Origin of the sequence: Pseudomonas hunanensis, assembly GCF_013393325.1 — a bacterium.
Classification (GTDB): domain Bacteria; phylum Pseudomonadota; class Gammaproteobacteria; order Pseudomonadales; family Pseudomonadaceae; genus Aquipseudomonas; species Aquipseudomonas putida_P.
In genome coordinates, this window is the sequence record NZ_QJRC01000092.1 from 1 (window position 1) to 17,346 (window position 17,346).

Here is a 17,346-nt window from a genome sequence, read left to right on the forward strand (position 1 = left end):
GAGGAAAACCTCGACCTGCTCGAATCCCTGCGCAAGTCGAAGATCAAGCTGGTACTGACCCGTCACGAGCAGTCTGCAGGTTTCATGGCTGCCACCTACGGCCGCCTGACCGGCAAGACCGGCGTCAGCCTGTCGACCCTCGGCCCTGGCGCCACCAACCTGGTCACCGCCAGCGCCTATGCCTACCTGGGCGGCATGCCGATGATGATGATCACCGGGCAGAAGCCGATCAAGAAGTCCAAGCAGGGCCGCTTCCAGATCATTGACGTGTGCGGCATGATGGACCCCATCACCAAGTACACCCACCAGTTCGCCTCGGCCGACAACATCCCGTCGCGCATGCGCGAAGCCTTCCGCCTGGCCGAAGAAGAAAAGCCGGGGGCGGTACACCTGGAGCTGCCGGAAGACATCGCCGCCGAGCAGACCGATGCGTTACCGATCCCTCAGAGCCTCCACCGTCGACCGTTAGCCGAGCAAAAGGCAATCGAAGCGGCGGTTGAGAGGCTGCACAGAGCCCGCAACCCTATCTTGGTGATCGGCGCAGGCGCCAACCGCAAGATGACCGCCAAGGTCCTCAAGCAACTGATCGACGAGACTCGAATCCCGTTCATCACAACCCAATTGGGCAAAGGTGTGGTCGACGAGCGCCATCCCTGCTTCCTCGGTAATGCTGCGCTTTCGGCCGGTGATTTTGTACACCGTGCAATCGAAGCCGCCGACCTGATCATCAACATCGGCCACGACGTGATCGAGAAGCCGCCGTTCTTCATGGTTCGCGGCGGCACCGAGGTCATCCACATCAACTTCCGTGCCGCCGAAGTCGATGCCGTGTACTTCCCGCAGGTTGAAGTGATCGGCGACATTGCCAACGCCGTGTGGCAGATCGGCGAAGCGCTGAACGACACGTCGCACTGGGACTTCACCCGCCTGATGGCCATTCGTGAAGCCAACGAAGCACAGATCGCCGAAGGCGCCGACGATAACCGCTTCCCGGTCTACCCGCAGCGCCTGGTGGCCGACATCCGTCGTGTACTGCCGTCGGAAGGCATCGTTGCCCTGGACAACGGCATCTACAAGATCTGGTTCGCCCGTAACTACAAGGCGCACAAACCCAACACCGTGCTGCTCGATAACGCCCTGGCGACCATGGGCGCGGGCCTGCCATCGGCGATGGCGGCGCACCTGGTGTACCCGGATCGCCCGGTGATCTCGGTGTGCGGCGACGGTGGCTTCATGATGAACAGCCAGGAGCTGGAAACCGCGGTACGTCTGGGCATGCACATCACCGTGGTGATCCTGCGTGACGACGGCTACGGCATGATCCGCTGGAAGCAGGCCAACATGGGCTTCACCGATTTCGGCCTGGACTACGGCAACCCGGACTTCGTCAAATACGCCGAAGCTTATGGCGCCAATGGGTATCGCGTAGAAAGTGCCGACTCGTTGATTCCGCTGCTTGACCACTGTGTCTCCAACCCAGGGGTGCACGTGATTGATTGTCCGGTCGACTACAGCGATAACGACCGTATATTGAACATTGATCTGCGCGAGCGCAGCGCGGCGGTGTGAAGCCGTCTTGTTCTGGCTGATCGCCGATTCAGTGTGGTGGCGAAGCGTCTGGCTGACAAACAAAGGCAAGGTTATGCTTCGCCACCCACAGATAAGGAGAGCGAGAATGGGCAGAGGGCTGGAAAGGATTCGAGCGTGGCTTACACCACGGAGGCGGTTCTGGTCAGGCATGGCCCTGTTCACAGTGACTGTTATCGTGCCGGTTGTCAGCCCAGGAACGAGCGTCAGTTGGCTCATCGGACCTGCTGCCGTACTCATCGTTGGTAGCTTGATGACGGTGCCGAACGGCAAACAATGAAGTACTGGGCCCGCAGAGGCGCGTGGGGCTGTTTTGCGAGCCCCTGACTGAATGGCCGACCGGCGCGGCCATGTTCCAGGCTGCAGGCGTATCAATCTGTACGCAGTATCGGGAACAGTTCTAGCGGATTGCGTGATTCGCTGTTCATCAGGTCGCACGCAGCCGCAGCTTGTGACTTGTTTATAAAGCCGTGCTTGAGCCGTTGTTTTTCCTGGTTGTCGTAGAGGTCGAAGCCGCCCGAAGTGGTCGCGGCGTAGAACCGGTTGCCGATGCGGAAGGACTCGCCTTCCACTGGCACAGCAGGAACGATAACGAATCTTGGTTGCATGTCACGCGCCTCCCCAGGCAGATATCTAATTATTAGTCTGAGAGCGGGAAGGCAACAATATGACTCATCGAGACTAATCAATGGCGTGGCGTGTCACGGCTATCCGCCATGAACTGAGGGATGGCTGGCATCCCGATGCAACCCGTGTGATGGGGGAGGCGCATCGGAATGTCTTGCCGGCGCTCGGCGCTCAGCGATGGATGAGCGAGAGCTCGCTGATGATGCAGATCGAGCCTTCGTCGGCGGGCGTTGCAGCGGTGTAGTCGACCTGGTTGTAGACCCCACCGTGGAACTCGAACAGGCGTGAAGCCCAGGTACTGTCGAGCTGCAAATCGCCCGATGTGCCGGATACCCCATTGCATTTGGCTGTCACATTGACCACGCCGTCAGCCGTGGTGTGGATGCTGATGTTGAACTTCTCCCCTAGCGGCACCCCCTTCAAAACCGTTGAGTTCACAGGGTCTGTCTGGTTGTAGGTGCGTCGAAAGCCCAGGGTGATGTTGCCCTTGTTCCAGAACACTTTCACCGGCGGGCTGTCATCCCCACGCACGTGCATCTGGGCGATGACCACCTTCTGCGCCGCGTTTACCTTGGTCAGCGTCATTGTCTGGCGATTCCAGTGATCCTGGGCGCTGGCCAGCGTCCAGTCTTCCGTTTCTGTCCACTCGCAGCGGGTCCTGTGAGTGCTTTTGCTCGAAGCCCCTTTGGTGGGGGCTGAAAACTGGATCGAACCATCGCTGAGCACCTTCACGATGCTCGGGAAGCGGGCAATTGCTTCGGCGCCGTTGACTTCCAGGGCAACCGGATTGGTTGAGGAAACCGCTATCGGGGTGGCAATGGTGAGCTTGCTGATGTCTACGGCCATGGGGCTGCTCCTTAGAAAAAGCTGGGGTTGAATGGTGGAGTGATCTGGCGACCGGGAAGTGGTTGCCGACGCCAAAGTTAGCCATAAGCTAAATATCAGTCAATAGCTTTTGGCTAAATAAATTTCGCTTGAAGAATAATTACCCGCGGGCGAAATTTTTCCGCAATGGGGCTTTACGCTGGATTTGGCAGTGAGATAAGCTTTCCTTTAATACTGTACAAACATACAGCCTTCAGGATGGGAATATGTCCAAGCACATGAAGTCAGAGCCCCAGCTGCGCCAGGAGATGACCGGAATAGAGCGGCTTAGCCTGCGGGTGTCGTCAATGATCAACCACCCGCTTGCGCAGACTCAGCGCTGGGTTGTGGTGCATCGCCTGGATACTGACGGTGACATGGAGTGGGAGGAGGTAATGGGCCTGCTGTCGGAAACACCCGAACTGGACCTGACCTTCAACGATGACGAGAGCGTGACAGTGCGCTGGGAGCGCAGCAGTGTGGAAGAGCGTGACGATTTCTTGGTTGAGCAGGACAGCGAGCAGCAGGTCGAGGAGGCGGCACCTTTCTGAGCATCAGAAAAAGCCCGCCGTGGAGGGCGGGCTTCGCTTTACACAAGGTGGGCATTCCACACCAGTAGCACCCTGGCCTGTATGTAAATCTCTTCCTGGCGAATCATGCGGTCTTTGTGTCGCGAGTTGTCGGAGATCATCTCGAAATGCTCCTCATCCGCGATTTGCAGCCGCTTGATGTAGATGTGGTCGCCCCAGGAGAAGAAATAGATGCCATCGCCAACGAACTCGCGGATGCTGACATCGACGATCAGCGGGTCGCGGTGCTTGATGGTTGGCTCCATCGACTGGCCCCAGCCCGTTACCATTTTCAGGTGGTGGTGCTCACTGAACGCTACGCCCAGTTCGCGCAGGTGGCTGGGGCTGACGCGAATGTCCTTGAACATCTCGGGGTAATCGTGGGGGATCTGGCCGCCACCCATGGCTGCCCGCACGTCGTAATGGGCAATCCACACTTCATCACCGACCAGGCCAGGGCGAACCCGCTCAGCCTTCACCAGTGGGGTATCTGCTGGCTCTTGCGCAGCGGCCAGCAACCGTTGCCGGGTTTCTTCGGGGATACCTTTACCGCTTCTTGCCAGCATCTGCTTGACCAGGTCGGCTGCAGAAAGCTTGCTGTCAGCCACCTCGACGCCAACTTGCGTGTGCTCGCCTGGCGTCACCGCATCGAACCAACCCCGTGGCAAACCTTCGATGCCCTCGATGCGACGGGCCACGTCATCACCCAGGTTCTTCGCGGTCTTGTCGGAAAGGATCTGGCTCAGATGGGCAGGCGCCATCCCCCAGCGCTCTGCGCAGGATCCTTTCCTCTGGCTACCGATCAGCTTGATCAGGTTGAGCTTGCGAATTTCGTAAATATCCATGGGGTGAAGCATGCCAGTGTTTAGCTGGCTGCTAAATATGCGCATGGCTAAATTGGCTCTTGTGGCGATGTTAGCTGTAGGCTAAATTAAATGGGCGAACAAGGAAAGCCACCGAGGCAATTTTCTCCAAGGCTTATCACATCATCATCTGTAATGAGGTGCACATGGATCCGACCGACCTCGGCCCGGGCACAGTCACTTGGCTGAGCGGTACGGGTACTGTTTTGCTGGGTGCATTTCTGTGGCTGCGCAAGTGGTTGTCCAGGGATGCGGTCGACCGCGCGATGGACAGTGCGGATATTGCGGTCATCCACCGCCTGACAGAACTGCTGGACATCGAACGGGACGCCCGAAGAGAGGCAGAGGCTAAAGCTGATCAGCTCGCCAAGGAGCGAAACGAACTGGTGATGACCGTGGGGCGGCTGCAAGGCAAGGTCATGGCCCTGACCAACCAGTCTGGTCGCAGCCCTCATCCCTGAGGGGTGGCCCAAGCAAAAAAAAGCCCGCCAGATTGGCGGGCACAAGGGCGTAGGGAGCAACGCACAACAAATTCGGGTCAGGCGACCAGGGTGCCGGGTTGCAACTGCTCAACCAGGGCCTGGGCCGAGGCAAGCGTCGGCATCGGGCCGCTCACGGCCTCACCGTTACGCACCAGGTACCAGCATGCCAACAGGCCCTGTTCACGCAGTGAAACGGGGACGGCGCTACCGACAACGGACATGATCTGAATAGTGGCCATGAGGACCTCCTGTGAAACATGGCTCTACCATACGCAGCAGCCGGAACGCTTTGAAATCAACTTCCTCGATAGTGGTCATTAGTTCTATCAACCGTTACCAGCGTGGCGGGCCGTAGTACACCGGTGGCGGGCCGTAATAAGGGCGGTAGCCTGGGGGCGGTGGCGCGGGTGCGTAGTACGGCTGGTAGTACACCGGCTGTGGTGGCGGTTGCACGTACACCGGGGGAGGCGCGTAATAGACTGGCTGGCGTTCGACGTACACGGTGCGGTCACGCCCGCCATAAACCGTCGCCCCAACCACGGCACCGACCACGGCAGCACCTAGCAGGGGGCCTGGCCCATACCAACCACCGCCGCCATGGCCATAACCGCCGTGGGCTGCAGCAGGCCCGCTGATGGCCAAGGCACCGACCAGCAGGGCGATTCCGGGAATGTGACGGTTCATAAAACAACCTCGCAGGAAAACCCCACGCTTGGGGCCTTATTACTATGACTCCAGTCTCCGTCAGCTGAGCACAGGGGAACGGTAAAGGTTGTGTAAGGGACGACCAGTGGTTGCCTCTGTTACGCTGAACAAACGTTTCAGTTATGACTAAGGAGCAGGTTATGTCGACAACTCCCAGCAGAGATACCGTGCTGTGCATTTCCTTGGCCGGCCGCCCTGGTACCTTCGGCGTGCGCTTTCACAACCACCTCTACCAGCAGCTGGGTTTGGACTTTTACTACAAGGCCATGCGCACCGATGACCTGCCGGCGGCGGTGGCGGGTATCCGCGCGCTGGGTATTCGCGGCTGTGGGGTGTCGATGCCATACAAGGAGGCCTGCATGGCCTTGGTCGATGAAATCGACCCGTCAGCGCAAGCCATTGAATCGGTCAATACCCTGGTCAACAGCAATGGCCACTTGAAGGCTTACAACACCGATTACCTGGCTGTGCGTCAGTTGCTGGCGCAGCACCAGGTCGACCCAGGCACCGCGTTTGCCCTGCGTGGCAGTGGGGGGATGGCCAAGGCCGTGGCCAGTGCCCTGCGCGATGCCGGGTTTGCCGAAGGCATCATCGTTGCGCGCAACGAGCAGGCCGGGCGGCAGCTGGCGGATGTGTGCGGTTACCGCTTGTTGCCACAGCTGGGCGACATCTGCCCGCCAATGCTGGTGAACGTGACACCGATCGGTATGGCGGGCGGGCCAGAGGCAGATGTGCTGGCGTTTTCCGAGCAGGCCATTGCGGCAGCGGAGCGGGTATTCGATGTGGTAGCGATGCCGGCGCAAACGCCGCTGATCCGCCAGGCCCAAGCGTTGGGCAAGCCGGTGATCACTGGGCTGGAGGTCATTGCGCTGCAGGCGCTGGAGCAGTTTGTGCTGTACACCGGGGTAAGGCCGACGCGGGCGCAGGTAGACGCGGCAGTGGCGTACGCCCGGGATATCTGATTATTGCTGTACTGGCCCTTTCGCGGCTTTAGCCGCGAAAGGGCCAGTACAGGATAAGACAGGGTCAGAACACCTTGTGCCCGTCATCCAACTGATGGTCGACCAACGCCCGGCCATGGGCCAGCGACACATGCTGAGCATTTTCAAGGTCGGAGAAAAACTGCATCGGCATCGACAGACGCTTGCTGGTGTGCCCGTCGGGTGTGGTGATCAGGCAGCCGGCGGCATAGGGCAGGGGGGAGTCAGGATGGGGCATCACGCTGGCGGTGATGGTGTGCTCGCGGTATTCACAGTGAAGAGATTGCATCGTCCTTACCTCGCTGTGGCATGTGAAGCGGTTACCTTCATATACCACAGCAAGGGGCCGGGAGTTCCCGGCCCGACGAGCGAGCCGCGACGAACGCTTACCCTTTGAGTTCGGTTGGCTGGATCACTTCGACCCAGTAACCGTCCGGGTCCTTGACGAACGCCAGGTGGTTCATACGCCCATCCTGCAGGCGTTTCTGGAACGGTACATCCAGTGCTTCGAAGCGCGCGCAAGCGGCGCGTACGTCGGGCACCGAAATGCAGATGTGGCCAAAACCGCGCGGGTCGGTGTTGCCGTTGTGGTAGGCAAACTCGGCATCGTTTTCGGTGCCGTGGTTGTGGGTCAGCTCCAGCACGCCAGGGATCGACTTCATCCATTGGTGGCGTGCGGTGTCATCGGCGGGAATCTGCGCCGGATCGACCAAGGCCAGGAAGTAAAGGCTGAACGCGGCTTCTGGGAAATCACGCTTGTCGACCAGGCGGAAGCCCAGGACGCGGGTGTAGAAGTCCAGCGACTTCTCGATGTCCTTGACCCGCAGCATGGTGTGGTTGAAGACGAACTGGGCGGTGGCGGCGTCAGGTTGCGCGGTGACGCCAGGCAGGGTTTGCAGATCGTGCAGGCTCATGGGAACTCCTGAGACGGGGCCGGGCGCAGGGCGCCGGCAAAACAGACAGGCTGGCCATGATACGGCAGTGCGCCGATTGCGCAAATGAAAGCGCCCTGCACAAGGCAGGGCGCTGGAATTAGAGGCCCGCATGTGCGGGCGCGTGATGGGGTCGCTAGTCCTTTAGCTGTCTCGATACTGAGCCAGCCTTTGTGAAAAAAGTGTGAAGCAGGTGTGGACGTTTCATCAGCGTACCCAGCTTTCCACGGTGGCGGCCCCGTACTGTTCTTTCCAGGCCTTGAGGCCGCGGTGGTTGCCGCCTTTGGTCTCGATTCGCTCGCCGGTGTGTGGGTTCTGGTACACCTTTACCACGCGCGGGCGGCGTTGTTGCTTGGGCGCTGCGCTGGAAGCGCGGGCTACTGCCTTGGGGTCGAGGATGGCGATGATATCGCGCAGGCTCTTGTCATAGCTTTTCATCAGGCCGACTAGTTTCTGCTCGAATTCGATTTCGCGTTTGAGGCCGGCATCCTTTTTCAACGCTTCCAGTTGCGCCATCTGTTCCTGGAGCGCTTTTTCGGCAGCACGAAACTCTGCAAGTCTGGACACTGTAATCACTCCTGTACGTCAGTCGTGGCAGGGCGTGACGAACATTGAATAAGCGTAAAACGCCGGCCACGCGGGTGGGATTTGCTGTTCGCTGATATCGAGTGTAGTCATTCATGGGTACTGGGTAAACCGCTAACTTTTTATAAGTAATACGGGAACTTTCCTAGTTTTGCGTGCGCTATTTCACGGCTTTTTTCCGGCTGCCCCTCAAGGTGCTTAGACCATGGTCCAATGGCCCGTTCCAGAGCCTTTGCGCGATCATTTCAGATGATGGTCGGCTATTGTTCGGCTCCCGCAGTACCGTGGCCAACGCGCGCCACAGGTTGTTAACTTGTCTTCATTCTGGATGTTCTCTCGCATGTTTGCCCCTTTCCCTCACGCCCCTGGGCGTCGTGTTGCCGGCCTGTTCCTGTTGTGTGCCGGCGTCAACGCCCAGGCCGCCGGTTTTCTTGAAGACAGTAGTGCCAAGGTCGAAGCACGCAATGTCTATTTCAACCGGGATTTCCGGGACGGCCACAGCAGTTCCAGCCAGGGCGCGTCCAAGCGCGAAGAATGGGCACAAGGCTTCATCCTCAATGTGCAGTCGGGTTATACGCAAGGGCCGGTAGGCTTTGGTGTTGATGCGCTGGGCATGTTCGGCTTCAAACTGGATTCCAGCCCTGCCGACAGTAACAGTGGTTTGCTGCCGTCTTCCGGGCATGATCCGCGCGGCTCTGCCGACCAGTACGCGAAGATGGGCCTGGCGGCCAAGGTCAAGGTTTCCAACACCGTGCTCAAATACGGTTCGATGATGCCGGATGTGCCGTTGCTCAAGTACAACGATGGCCGCCTGCTGCCGACCATGTTCCACGGCGCCATGCTCACCTCCGAAGAATTGCGCAACCTGAAGTTCACCGTGGCGCGGCTGGACAAATATACCGCTCGGGACTCTACCGACCGCCAGGACATTCGCGTGCACTGCAAGAACAAGCGCTATGCCTGCGATACCGAAGCCGACCACTTCGACCTGGCCGGTGTCGATTACCGTTTCAACGAGCGGATCAGCGCCCAGTACCAGGTCGCCAAGCTGGAAAACATCTATCGCCAGCACTTCCTCGGCCTGGTGGCCAGCCAGCCGCTGGCAGTGGGTAGCCTGTCTGCCGACCTGCGCCTGATCAAGAGCGATGACATCGGCAATGCCCGTGCCGGCGCAATCGACCACCGCGCGTTCAGCGGCATGCTTGGCTACAGCCTGGGTGGCCACAAGGTGAGTGCCGGCTGGCAGCGCATGTATGGCGACAGCGCCATGCCGTATCTGGATGGCAGCAACCCATACCTGGTCAACTATGCCCAGGTCAACGACTTCGCCGCCGCCCAGGAGCGTTCCTGGCAAGTGCGCTATGACTACGACTTCAAGGCACTGGGGGTGCCTGGCCTGACCTTCTTCACCCGTTATATCAATGGCGACTCCATCAAGGTGCCGGGCAGCAGTGCCGAAGGTAAGGAATGGGAACGCGACACTGAGTTCAAGTACCAAGTGCAAAGTGGCACTTTCAAGGATGTCAGCGTGCGCCTGCGTAATTCCACTTACCGCAGCAACTATGAAAAGTGGGCACGTGACATGGATGAAACACGGGTCATTGTCAGCTACAACTTCTCGATCTTCTAAGCCGTCGCTTTGCCAAATACCGGTGGCCGCCTGACAATGGCTGCTGGTTCCCGCAAAGGGCAGGGCAATGAAAGACCTGTTGTTGATCGGCATCGGCGCGGGTGACCCGCGCCAGGTCACTTATGAGGCAGTCGACGCGCTGCGTAGCGCTTGCGTGTTCTTCGTGCTCGACAAGGGCCGCGACAAGGATGACCTGGTGCAACTGCGCAAGGCAATTCTGCAACGCTACCGTCCCGAGGGCGGTTACCGCCTGGTGCAGGTGGCCGACCCTGTGCGCGATGGTCAGGCGGATGACTACCAGGGCGCGGTGCACGACTGGCACCGGCAGCGCGCTGCGCTGTATGCCCAACTGATCGAGCAGGAAATTGGCGACGGGGAGACTGGCGCCTTTTTGCTGTGGGGCGAGCCGACCCTGTATGACAGCACCCTGCGTATTCTCGACCTGGTCCGCGAGCGCGGCGTGGCGCTGCGCCTGCAGGTAGTCCCTGGCATCAGCAGCGTTCAGGCTCTGGCAGCGCGCCACCAAGTGCCGCTCAACCGCATTGGTGAGCCGCTGACCGTGCTGCCGGGGCGGCGACTGGGCGGGCATGGGCCTATCGACAATGTTGTGGTGATGCTCGACGGGCAAAGCGCGTTCGCCCTGCTCGATGACCCGGCGTTGATGATCTATTGGGGCGCGTACCTGGGGACGGAGGACGAGGTACTGATTGCCGGGCCATTGCAGGCAGTGAAGGCGCAAATACTGCAAGTGCGTGAGCGGGAGCGGCTGCGCAAGGGGTGGATCATGGACACCTACCTCTTGCGCAGGGCGCTGTAGTTGGCGATACCCCTATCAAGGGTTACCCAGAATAGCCACCACCTTGTCCCGCAACTGGTCGATGCTGAACGGCTTGCCGATCAGGTGCATGCCTTCGGGCACATTGAAGCTGTCGGCATAGCCACTGGCGAACAGCACGGGCAACAGCGGCCGCAGTTCGCGTGCTTTCCCCGCCAGTAACTCGCCTCGCATGTCCGGCAAGCCCACATCGGTCATCATCAGTGCCAGCGCCTGGTTCGGGTCTTCGAGTACCCGCAGGGCGGCCGCGGCGTCTTCTGCCTCGATGACGTTGTAGCCCAGTTCGTCGAGCACTTCGACCATCAGCATACGGACGATGTCGTCGTCTTCGACTACCAGAAGGTGCATGGTTCGGATCCTGTACAAATGAGTGTCTTTAATCTGTGCACCGCGCGGCATCAGAAGTTCCCGAGGATACCGATCCATGCAAATAGATGGAACGATTCCCGAACGCAACCTTCAAATACTGGCTAAATGCCCTGCCAGACCCGTCAAAGCTGGTTAGACTCGCTTATCAGGACGGCGCAGTGGCAGATAACAACAATGACTGATCGGCCACTCTTTTCAATGGACTTTTCTTGCTCGGGCGTTTTCTCATGATTCAATCAGCCTCGATGGACCAGCGCAGCTTTCGCAAGCTGTTGAGCCGCAACATCGGCCTCCCTCTGGGGGTGGGCCTGCTGGGGGCCGTGGCCTTCGTCGCGGTGATCAACTACCTGCTCTCAGCCATGCAGTGGGTCGAGCACACCGACCGGGTGATCGGCAATGCCAACGAAACGGTCAAGCTGTCGATCGACATGGAAACCGGCATGCGCGGTTTCCTGATCACGGGCGACGAGCGTTTCCTTGACCCCTACGAGGTGGCCAAGCCGCGCATTCTCGGCAGCCTGCAAAGCCTGCGTGGCATGGTCGAAGACAACCCGCAGCAGGTCGACCGTATCGACCGGCTGATCGCCTTGCAGCAAGCCTGGAACACCTTCGGCAGCGAGATGATTGCCCTGCGCCGCACCCAAGGCGACTATCAGGCATCGATCGGCAATGGCCGCGGCAAGCGCCTGACCGACGAGATCCGCAAGGAGTTCGACGGCCTGATCGGCACTGAACAGCAATTGCGCATGGCCCGTAACGAAAAGGTCAGCAGCGTTACCGTCACGGCCATTTCGGTGTTCGTGCTGTTCATCGTCGGCCTGAGTGCCTTGCTCGCCTACCTGGGCCGGCGCGACCTGCTGGCGCTGTCTGGCAGCTACGAAGAAAACGCCAAGGCCCAGCAGCGTGCGGCCGAGCGCCTGGAGCACCAGGCCTGGCTGCGCAACGGGCAGACCCAGCTGGCCGAACAGGTACTGGGCCAACTGACCCTGCCGATGCTGGGTGACAACATCCTGCGCTTTTTTGCCGCTTACATGGGCAGTGTGGTGGGGGCGGTGTATGTGCGTGATGAGCATGGCCGCCTGGTACGGGTGGCTACCTATGGCCTGGATGCTGAAGAGCAGGCTCGGGAGCAGGTAAAGGGCGATCATGATGGCCTGTTGGCACAAGCGGTGCGCGAAGGTCGCCTGCTGTGCCTTGAAGACCTGCCCGAAGACTACTATCGCCTGAGTTCCGGCCTCGGCAGCGGCCTGCCACGTAATGCCTTGCTGATGCCTGCGATCGACGATGGTGGGATCAACGGCGTGGTCGAACTGGGCTTCCTGCGGCCTTTGCAGGCGCGCGACAACGAGCTGATGGAGCGACTGGGCGGCAACCTGGGCATTTCCATCGAAAGCGCCCGCTACCGTCAGCGTTTGCAGGAAGTGCTGGCCGAGACCCAGCAGTTGAACGAAGAGCTGCAAGTGCAGCAGGAAGAACTGAAAACCGCTAACGAAGAGCTGGAAGAGCAATCGCGCGTGCTCAAGGAGTCCCAGGCCCACCTGGAAACCCAGCAGGCGGAACTGGAGCAGACCAACGAGCAGTTGTCCGAGCGTACCGAGGCGCTGGACCGCAAGAATGACGAACTGGTCCAGGCCCAGGAAGAACTGCAGGCACGTGCCGACGAGTTGCAGCGCTCTAGCAAGTACAAGTCCGAATTCCTCGCCAACATGTCCCACGAACTGCGCACGCCGCTGAACAGCTCGCTGATCCTGGCCAAGCTGCTGGCGGAGAACGCCGAAGGCAACCTCAGCGACGAGCAGGTGAAGTTTGCCGAGTCGATCTACTCGGCTGGTAACGACCTGCTCAACTTGATCAACGATATTCTCGATATCGCCAAGGTCGAGGCCGGCAAGCTCGAAGTGCGGCCAGAAAGCACCCAGGTGGAGCGCCTGGTCGAGGGCCTGCGCGGGATGTTCGAACCGCTGGCCGGGCACAAGGGCCTGGCCTTCGAGGTAACGGCCGAGGCACAGGTGCCGGCCACCCTGTTCACCGACCGCCAGCGCCTTGAACAGATCCTCAAGAACCTGCTGTCCAATGCCATCAAGTTCACTGAGCGTGGCAAGGTCAGCCTGAACATTGGCTACCAGCCTGGCACGGGCATCGTGTTTGCCGTGCGCGATACTGGTATCGGCATTGCGGCCGACCAGCAGCAGGCGATTTTCGGTGCCTTCCATCAGGTCGATGGCACCAGCAACCGCCGTTATGGCGGCACCGGCCTGGGCCTGTCGATTTCCCGAGACCTGGCGCATTTGCTCGGCGGGCAGATCAACGTCGACAGCAGCCCCGGCCAGGGCAGCGTGTTCAGTCTGATTCTGCCGGAGCACTATGAGCGCCTGGCGCAGGACGTCGAGCCGCTCAGCCTGCGTCCGGCGGTCGATACGTTGCCACCCGCGCCGCAGGTGCCGGTGGTGTCAGCGCCAAAACGCCCGGCATTGGCATTTGTCGACGACCGCGAGCGCGCACCGTTCAGCAACCGCTGCATCCTGGTGATCGAAGACGAACCGAACTTTGCCCGCATCCTCTTCGACCTGGCCCACGAGCTGGGTTACAGCTGCCTGGTGGCGCAGGGCGCCGACGAAGGCTTCGAGCTGGCCGCCCAGTACATCCCCGATGCGATCCTGCTGGACATGCGCCTGCCCGACCATTCCGGCCTGACCGTGCTGCAACGCCTGAAGGAGCAAGCCGGCACCCGGCATATTCCGGTGCATATCATTTCTGTGGAAGACCGGGTCGAGGCCGCCATGCACATGGGCGCTGTCGGTTATGCGGTCAAGCCCACCAGCCGCGAAGAGCTCAAGGAAGTGTTCGCGCGCCTGGAAGCCAAACTGACCCAGAAGCTCAAGCACATCCTGCTGGTGGAAGACGACGACCTGCAGCGCGAGAGCATTGCCCGGCTGATCGGCGACGACGATGTCGAGATCACCGCCGTGGCGTTTGCCCAGGACGCGCTTGCGCTGCTGCGCGAGAACATCTACGACTGCATGATCATCGACCTGAAGCTGCCGGACATGCTTGGCAACGAGCTGCTCAAGCGCATGACCGCCGAGGATATCCGTTCCTTCCCGCCGGTGATCGTGTACACCGGGCGCAACCTGACCCGCGAAGAAGAAGCCGACCTGCTCAAGTACTCGCGCTCGATCATCATCAAGGGTGCGCGCTCGCCGGAGCGCCTGCTCGACGAAGTGACGCTGTTCCTGCACAAGGTCGAGTCGCAGCTGTCCAACGAGCGCCAGCGCATGCTCAAGACCGCCCGCAGCCGCGACAAGGTGTTCGAGGGGCGCAAGGTGCTGCTGGTAGACGATGATGTGCGTAACATCTTCGCCCTCACCAGCGCCCTGGAGCACAAGGGCGCAATCGTCGAGATCGGCCGTAACGGCCGTGAGGCCATCGAACGCCTGGAGCAGCATGACGACATCGACCTGGTGCTGATGGACGTGATGATGCCGGAAATGGACGGTTTCGAGGCCACCCGCCTGATCCGCCAGCAACCGCGCTGGCGCAAGCTGCCGATCATCGCCGTGACCGCCAAGGCCATGAAGGATGACCAGCAGCGTTGCCTGCAGGCCGGGGCCAATGATTACCTGGCCAAGCCGATCGACCTGGACCGTCTGTTCTCGTTGATCCGTGTATGGTTGCCGCAACTGGAGCGAATTTGACTAGCGAACGTAATACCGACATCGAAATCCGCTTGCTGATCGAGGCCATCTACCTCAAGTACAGCTACGATTTTCGCAACTATTCCGGCGCTTCGATCAAGCGCCGGATCCTGCACGCGCTGCGCCAGTTCGACTGCTTGACGGTGTCGGCGCTGCAAGAGCGCGTGCTGCACGACCCCGGCATGTTCATGCAGTTGCTGCAGTACCTGACGATCCCTGTCAGCGAGATGTTTCGCGACCCGGGGCACTTCCTGGCGTTGCGTAACGAAGTGGTGCCGCTGCTGCGCACCTGGCCGTCGATCAAGGTGTGGATTGCCGGCTGCAGCACGGGCGAGGAGGTGTATTCGATGGCCATCCTGCTGCGTGAAGAGGGCCTGCTGGAACGCACCATCATCTACGCCACCGACATCAACCCGCATTCGCTGGACAAGGCCAAGCAGGGCATCTACTCGATGCAGAGCATGCGCGAGTACGCCGAGAACTACCGCATGGCCGGTGGTCGCCGGGACTTTTCCGAGTACTACACGGCGGCCTACGGCAACGCCATCATGGACAGCACCCTGCGCGACAACGTGACCTTTGCCGACCACAGCCTGGCCACCGACAGCGTGTTTTCCGAAACCCAGTTGGTGTCGTGCCGCAACGTGCTCATCTACTTCAACAAGGAGCTGCAGGATCGCGCCCTCGGGTTGTTCCACGAGTCGTTGTGCCACCGCGGCTTCCTGGTGCTGGGCAGCAAGGAGTCGGTGGACTTCTCGGCCTACAGCGAGCGTTTTGAGCCGCTGGTCAAACCCGAGCGGATCTACCGTAAATCATGAACGGCGTGCGTGCGGTGGTGATCGGTGCCTCGGCAGGCGGCGTGACGGCGTTGTTCACGGTGCTGGGCGGGTTGCCGGCCAGCTTCGCCATCCCTGTGCTGTGCGTGCTGCATTTGCCGGATAACCGCCACAGTCAGTTGGCTGCAGTGCTGCAGCGCCGTCTGCACCGGCCGGTGCACGAGGCACAGGACAAGGAGCCATTGCGCCCCGGCCTGATCTACGTGGCCGGGCCCGGCTACCACCTGTCGGTGGAGCGTGATTTCACCCTGTCGTTGAGCCAGGAGCCGCCGGTGCATTTTTCCAGGCCGGCAATCGACTACCTGTTCATGTCCGCTGCCGACGCCTATGGCGACGGCCTGCTTGGTGTGCTGCTCACCGGTGCCAATGAAGACGGCGCCCAAGGGCTTGCCTATATCAAGAACAATGGGGGCAGGACCCTCGTCCAGGACCCTCGTGACGCACAGGTTGCGCTGATGCCGGAGGCCGCCCTGGCCCTGCACCAGCCCGACCATATTCTTTCTCTGAGTGGCATCGAGCAATTGCTCGCCGCCCTGGAACCCAGCGCATGCTAAGCCACACCATCGCCAAACTGCTGATCGTCGACGATCTGCCGGAGAACCTGCTGGCCCTCGCCGCCCTGATCCAGGGAGAAGACCGCGAGGTGCACCAGGCTCAGTCTGCCGAAGCGGCGTTGTCGCTGTTGCTTGAACACGAGTTCGCCCTGGCCATCCTCGATGTGCAGATGCCGGGCATGAACGGCTTCGAGCTGGCCGAACTGATGCGCGGCACGGAAAAAACCCGCAATATCCCCATCGTCTTCGTCACTGCTGCCGGGCGCGAGATGAACTATGCCTTCAAAGGCTACGAGAGCGGTGCAGTGGACTTCCTGTACAAGCCGCTCGACACCCTGGCGGTGAAGAGCAAGGTGTCGGTGTTCGTCGACCTGTACCGCCAGCGTAAAGTGCTGGACCGCCAATTGCAGGCATTGGAGCGCAGCCGTCAGGAGCAGGAGCTGCTGCTGACCCAACTGCAGACGGCGCGAGTTGAGCTGGAACATGCCGTGCGCATGCGTGATGACTTCATGTCGATCGTCTCCCACGAGGTGCGCACCCCACTCAATGGGCTGATCCTGGAAACCCAGCTGCGCAAGATGCACCTGGCGCGCGGCAACCTCGCTGCCTTCAGTGGCGATAAGCTGCAGGCCATGGTCGAGCGCGACGAACGGCAGATCAACAGCCTGATACGCCTGATCGAAGACATGCTCGATGTATCGCGCATCCGAACCGGCAAACTGTCCCTGCGGCCCAAGGTGTTCGACCTGGGGCAACTGGTGCGGGGGCTGGTAGAGAACTTCACCGCCCAGGCCACGGCGCTGGAAACCTACGTGGAGCTGCAACGCTGCGAACCGCTGCAAGGCGAGTGGGACGAATTTCGCATTGAGCAAGTGGTAGCCAACCTGTTGTCCAATGCGTTGCGTTACGGTGAACGCAAGCCGGTGCAGGTGCGCGTATTCAAACAGGACGGCCTGGCGTGTGTGCAGGTGCAAGACCAGGGGATCGGCATTGATGCAGCCAACCAGCAGCGCATTTTCCAGCAGTTCGAGCGGGTCGCCGCCCAGCAGGCCAGTGGCGGGTTGGGGTTGGGGCTGTATATTTCGGAACAGATCGTCCAGGCCCACGGCGGGCGTATACAGGTCGAAAGTGAAGAGGGCAAAGGCGCCACCTTCACCTTGGAATTACCGCTGGCAAAACACGAACAACAAAACGACCAGGCGCGGGCAACCTCTGCGTAAGCCTGGGGTCTGA

19 protein-coding genes are annotated in these 17,346 nt (G+C 60.4%); 10 read left to right on the forward strand and 9 right to left on the reverse strand.

Features of this window, described 5'->3' with window-relative positions; genetic code table 11:
• Nucleotides 1–1,569 (forward strand): acetolactate synthase large subunit (locus tag DM807_RS14835; protein ID WP_179027497.1); only part of this gene is annotated, 1,569 nt, incomplete at its 5' end.
• 389 nt (nucleotides 1,570–1,958) lie between these two features.
• On the opposite strand, the gene DM807_RS14840 is transcribed toward DM807_RS14835, so the two are convergent.
• Together DM807_RS14840 and DM807_RS14845 are read right to left on the reverse strand one after the other, a co-directional pair.
• Entirely contained in the window at nucleotides 1,959–2,195 is a 237-nt protein-coding gene (locus tag DM807_RS14840) for a hypothetical protein (RefSeq protein ID WP_012271779.1), read from the reverse strand.
• Between the two features lie 190 nt (nucleotides 2,196–2,385).
• Nucleotides 2,386–3,060, reverse strand: coding sequence for a polysaccharide lyase family 7 protein (locus DM807_RS14845; RefSeq protein ID WP_012271780.1), 675 nt, complete (start codon nucleotides 3,058–3,060; stop codon nucleotides 2,386–2,388).
• A 245-nt stretch (nucleotides 3,061–3,305) separates the two neighbouring features.
• Here DM807_RS14845 and DM807_RS14850 point away from each other — a divergent pair, with 245 nt between their 5' ends.
• Nucleotides 3,306–3,629 carry a DUF1654 domain-containing protein gene (locus tag DM807_RS14850; protein ID WP_060515716.1) on the forward strand — a complete coding sequence of 108 codons (324 nt, stop codon included), beginning with the start codon at nucleotides 3,306–3,308 and terminating at the stop codon, nucleotides 3,627–3,629.
• A gap of 38 nt (nucleotides 3,630–3,667) precedes the next feature.
• On the opposite strand, the gene DM807_RS14855 is transcribed toward DM807_RS14850, so the two are convergent.
• The gene (locus DM807_RS14855; RefSeq protein ID WP_060493398.1) at nucleotides 3,668–4,492 is read right to left on the reverse strand and encodes a S24 family peptidase; all 825 of its coding nucleotides are present in this window, start codon (nucleotides 4,490–4,492) and stop codon (nucleotides 3,668–3,670) included.
• Between the two features lie 164 nt (nucleotides 4,493–4,656).
• Here DM807_RS14855 and DM807_RS14860 point away from each other — a divergent pair, with 164 nt between their 5' ends.
• A complete protein-coding gene (locus tag DM807_RS14860; protein WP_012271783.1) occupies nucleotides 4,657–4,971 on the forward strand; it encodes a hypothetical protein in 315 nt (104 codons plus the stop codon).
• A gap of 77 nt (nucleotides 4,972–5,048) precedes the next feature.
• Here the strand turns inward: DM807_RS14860 and DM807_RS14865 are convergent, their stop codons facing one another.
• Entirely contained in the window at nucleotides 5,049–5,231 is a 183-nt protein-coding gene (locus DM807_RS14865; RefSeq protein WP_012271784.1) for a hypothetical protein, read from the reverse strand.
• 94 nt (nucleotides 5,232–5,325) lie between these two features.
• Nucleotides 5,326–5,676: a hypothetical protein gene (locus DM807_RS14870; protein ID WP_012271785.1), complete on the reverse strand. Its 351-nt coding sequence runs from the start codon at nucleotides 5,674–5,676 to the stop codon at nucleotides 5,326–5,328.
• A 161-nt stretch (nucleotides 5,677–5,837) separates the two neighbouring features.
• Here DM807_RS14870 and DM807_RS14875 point away from each other — a divergent pair, with 161 nt between their 5' ends.
• Nucleotides 5,838–6,659, forward strand: coding sequence for a shikimate 5-dehydrogenase (locus DM807_RS14875; RefSeq protein WP_179027498.1), 822 nt, complete (start codon nucleotides 5,838–5,840; stop codon nucleotides 6,657–6,659).
• 64 nt (nucleotides 6,660–6,723) lie between these two features.
• Here DM807_RS14875 and DM807_RS14880 read toward each other — a convergent pair whose 3' ends face one another.
• The 3 genes from DM807_RS14880 to DM807_RS14890 all read right to left on the reverse strand — a co-directional run bounded on the left by DM807_RS14880 (nucleotide 6,724) and on the right by DM807_RS14890 (nucleotide 8,176).
• Nucleotides 6,724–6,966, reverse strand: a complete 243-nt coding sequence (locus DM807_RS14880; protein WP_012271787.1) for a hypothetical protein — start codon at nucleotides 6,964–6,966, stop codon at nucleotides 6,724–6,726.
• Between the two features lie 97 nt (nucleotides 6,967–7,063).
• On the reverse strand, nucleotides 7,064–7,591 hold the full coding sequence (gloA, locus tag DM807_RS14885; RefSeq protein ID WP_012271788.1) for a lactoylglutathione lyase: 528 nt from the start codon (nucleotides 7,589–7,591) through the stop codon (nucleotides 7,064–7,066).
• 225 nt (nucleotides 7,592–7,816) lie between these two features.
• Nucleotides 7,817–8,176: a histone-like nucleoid-structuring protein, MvaT/MvaU family gene (locus DM807_RS14890; protein WP_012271789.1), complete on the reverse strand. Its 360-nt coding sequence runs from the start codon at nucleotides 8,174–8,176 to the stop codon at nucleotides 7,817–7,819.
• Nucleotides 8,177–8,534: 358 nt separating this feature from the next.
• On the opposite strand from DM807_RS14890, the gene DM807_RS14895 reads away from it, so the two are divergent.
• Both DM807_RS14895 and cobF read left to right on the forward strand, forming a co-directional pair.
• On the forward strand, nucleotides 8,535–9,824 hold the full coding sequence (locus DM807_RS14895; RefSeq protein ID WP_041166466.1) for an OprD family porin: 1,290 nt from the start codon (nucleotides 8,535–8,537) through the stop codon (nucleotides 9,822–9,824).
• A 67-nt stretch (nucleotides 9,825–9,891) separates the two neighbouring features.
• Nucleotides 9,892–10,641 carry a precorrin-6A synthase (deacetylating) gene (gene cobF / locus DM807_RS14900; RefSeq protein ID WP_179027499.1) on the forward strand — a complete coding sequence of 250 codons (750 nt, stop codon included), beginning with the start codon at nucleotides 9,892–9,894 and terminating at the stop codon, nucleotides 10,639–10,641.
• Between the two features lie 15 nt (nucleotides 10,642–10,656).
• Here the strand turns inward: cobF and DM807_RS14905 are convergent, their stop codons facing one another.
• The gene (locus tag DM807_RS14905; protein WP_012271792.1) at nucleotides 10,657–11,007 is read right to left on the reverse strand and encodes a response regulator; all 351 of its coding nucleotides are present in this window, start codon (nucleotides 11,005–11,007) and stop codon (nucleotides 10,657–10,659) included.
• A gap of 248 nt (nucleotides 11,008–11,255) precedes the next feature.
• Between DM807_RS14905 and DM807_RS14910 the strand changes: the two genes are divergently transcribed.
• Genes DM807_RS14910 through DM807_RS14925 form a run of 4 tightly spaced genes read left to right on the forward strand, consistent with a single transcriptional unit; the run spans nucleotide 11,256 to nucleotide 17,333 of the window.
• Nucleotides 11,256–14,723, forward strand: coding sequence for a response regulator (locus DM807_RS14910; RefSeq protein WP_041166467.1), 3,468 nt, complete (start codon nucleotides 11,256–11,258; stop codon nucleotides 14,721–14,723).
• Nucleotides 14,720–15,541, forward strand: a complete 822-nt coding sequence (locus DM807_RS14915) for a CheR family methyltransferase (protein WP_012271794.1) — start codon at nucleotides 14,720–14,722, stop codon at nucleotides 15,539–15,541. The genes DM807_RS14910 and DM807_RS14915 overlap by 4 nt, the downstream gene beginning before the upstream one ends.
• The gene (locus tag DM807_RS14920; protein WP_012271795.1) at nucleotides 15,538–16,113 is read left to right on the forward strand and encodes a chemotaxis protein CheB; all 576 of its coding nucleotides are present in this window, start codon (nucleotides 15,538–15,540) and stop codon (nucleotides 16,111–16,113) included. The genes DM807_RS14915 and DM807_RS14920 overlap by 4 nt, the downstream gene beginning before the upstream one ends.
• Nucleotides 16,107–17,333 (forward strand): hybrid sensor histidine kinase/response regulator, encoded by a 1,227-nt coding sequence (locus tag DM807_RS14925; protein ID WP_179027500.1) that lies wholly within the window; start codon nucleotides 16,107–16,109, stop codon nucleotides 17,331–17,333. The genes DM807_RS14920 and DM807_RS14925 overlap by 7 nt, the downstream gene beginning before the upstream one ends.
• The last annotated feature ends 13 nt before the right edge of the window (nucleotides 17,334–17,346 follow it).